Annotated in this window: 2 protein-coding genes; both read right to left on the reverse strand. The window is 74.8% G+C overall.

Annotated features, from left to right (window positions below; all coding sequences use genetic code 11):
- Positions 1-1,465, reverse strand: a 1,465-nt coding sequence (locus ND748_RS29960; protein ID WP_285902909.1) for a hypothetical protein, incomplete at its 3' end; no start/stop codon positions are given.
- 153 nt (positions 1,466-1,618) lie between these two features.
- On the reverse strand, positions 1,619-2,497 hold an 879-nt coding region (locus tag ND748_RS29965; RefSeq protein WP_251749567.1), incomplete at its 5' end, for an acetate/propionate family kinase.

Here is a 2,497-nt window from a genome sequence, read left to right on the forward strand (position 1 = left end):
GATCCGTCACGGCGGCGGCGGGTGCGGGCGGCGCCGGATCGGGCGGGGCGTGCCAGCCGGCGGCCCGCAGCCCGGCGAGGACCGCCAGCGCCACGAGCAGGGCAAGCAGGGTCGTCTTCGCCGGACCGAGGACCCAGGCGGCCAGGCTGCTGCGCTCCCGGGTGAGCAGCACCGTCGCCGCGAACGAGGAGGGCAGCGTGATCACGGCGACGGCATCCGGGGTCAGCTCGAGGGGGACGGCGGACAGGCCCACGGTGAGCAGCATCAGCACGCCGATCGCGCCGGTGATGCGGGAGACGTCCGCGGAGACGCTGAGCCCCACGACCAGCCGGGACCGTGGCGGGCGGCGGGCGTCGGTGGTGTAGAAGGCGTACACCTCCCGATTACGCTGGACGTCTTCGATGTAGGTGCGCGGCACCGGATCGCCGAACAGGTCGATCATCATCGGGGTGTCGAGCTCGATGCTCGTGTCGTCGGTGCCGATGCTGACGTGGTAGCTGCCCGTGCCCCCCGAGTCGACGTCGACCAGCGCCGCGGGGTGCAGGAGCTGGCGCCACGGCGGCCCGGACCGGCCGAGCACCGGCCGGCCGCGGACGAGCACGGTGCGCAGCTCCTCGCTCGTCTTGATCAGAAACGGCCGGTAGGGGTCCAGGGTGACGGCGGCGAGCGCCTCCCAGCGCCGCCCGTACTCGGCCACGGTCGTCAGCACCGGTTCAGCCGCCGCCCCGACGCCGACCAGCGCATCGATCCAGACGGTGAACCCGGTCAGGTACCGCTCGACGGCGGCCAGGTCACGCCCGTCGGGGACATCCGGGTCCCGCCAGAGCTCCCCGACGGCGAGCAGCAGCGTCTCGGCGCTGCTGAGCGGATCGAACGGCTCGGCGAGGGTGGCGGCCAGCACCCGTTCGGCGTCGACGACCTGGTCCTGCCACCGGCGCAGCCGGGACGCCGGCACGGCGAGCTCAGCCTCGCGTTCCAGGTAGGTGCGGATCGCGTCGAGGCGCAGCGGGCGCCCCCGCCCCGGTGCCAGCCGTGGATAGTTGCCGGACAGCCGGCCGGGGCGGAAGCGGGAGATGGCGTCGACCATGCGGCGGGCCGGCTCCTCCAGCGGCACCCCGAGCGGATCGGCGAGCCTGGCGATCAGGTTGCCCTGGAGGGCCACCGACGTGCCGTAGGGCATCAGATGCGCATCCGAACCCCCGGGGCCGGTCAGGTCGAAGGCCACCAGGGCCCGCTTGGACAGCGTCGAGACCGGCAACAGCACCAGTACCTCGGGCGGCAGCCTGCCGACGGTGTTCACCCGGCCCGCCCCCGTCAGCGGCACGACCTGGTTGAGCACGTCGTCCAGCGGACCCCAGTTGACCGATCGGGCCAGCCGGCACCGGTTGGCGCTGAGGATCGTGAACTGGTCGACCACCCGCCGCCGCAGTCCCAGGAAGGGCGCCGGCGGGGCGAGCAGGGTCATCGTGACCTCGTCGACGTCGGTGAGGTCGAGGACGGGGGCGTGCTCGGCCTCGTCGCGCCGGCTCCACCGCCGCAGCCGGACGAACGCACCGGCTCCGGCCGCGCCGACAGTCCCCGTCACGAATCAGGACATTACCGGCTTACCCGGTACCGCTCACCCAGCGCCACCGGCAAGGACGCTCCGGACCCCGCGAGCGATCTCCAGATCCTCCCGGGCGGTGACGACCAGCGTGCGCACCACCGCCCCCGGCACGCCGATCTCGCGGTCGACCGTGCCGTCGGCGGGTCCGGTGTTGCGCGCCGGGTCGACCGCCACCCCCAGATACCCGAGGCCAGCCGCGGCGCCGGCCCGGACCGTCGCCGAGCCCTCCCCGACCCCGCCGGTGAACACCAGGGCGTCCAGCCCGCCGAGTGCCGCGGTCATCGCCGCGATCTGCGCCCGCAGGCGGTGCAGGTAGACGTCCAGGGCGAGCACGCAGGCCGGGTCACCACCGGCGGCGCCGGCCTCGACTGCGCGCAGGTCCGCGGTGCCGGCGAGGCCCAGCAGCCCGGCCGAGCGGAACAGACCGTCGGTGAGCTCCGCGGCGCTCACCCCGGCCTCGGTCTGCAGCCACAGCAGGGCACCCGGGTCGACGCTGCCCGAACGGGTGCCCATCACCAGGCCCTCCAGCGGGGTGAAGCCCATCGTCGTGTCGACGCCGACCCCGTCGAGCACGGCGGCGAGCGAGGCGCCCGAGCCGAGATGGCAGGTCACGATGCGCCGGGCGCCGGTGAGCCGGGCCGCGCGGCGGGAGGCGTGGGCGTGGGAGAGCCCGTGAAAGCCATAGCGACGGATGCCGTACCGCTCCCGCCACCGGGCCGGCAGGGCGTAGGTCACCGCCGCCGCGGGCAGCCGGCTGTGGAACGCCGTGTCGAAGCAGGCGATCTGGTCGACCCCGGGCAGCGCCGCCCGCACGGCGTCGAGCGCGTCGAGTGCCGCCGGCTGGTGCAGCGGGGCGAGCGCGGTCAGCGCGCGCAACCGGCCGGCTACCGC

This window comes from Frankia sp. AiPs1, from assembly GCF_023716945.1.
In the GTDB taxonomy this organism is placed as follows: Bacteria; Actinomycetota; Actinomycetes; order Frankiales; family Frankiaceae; genus Frankia.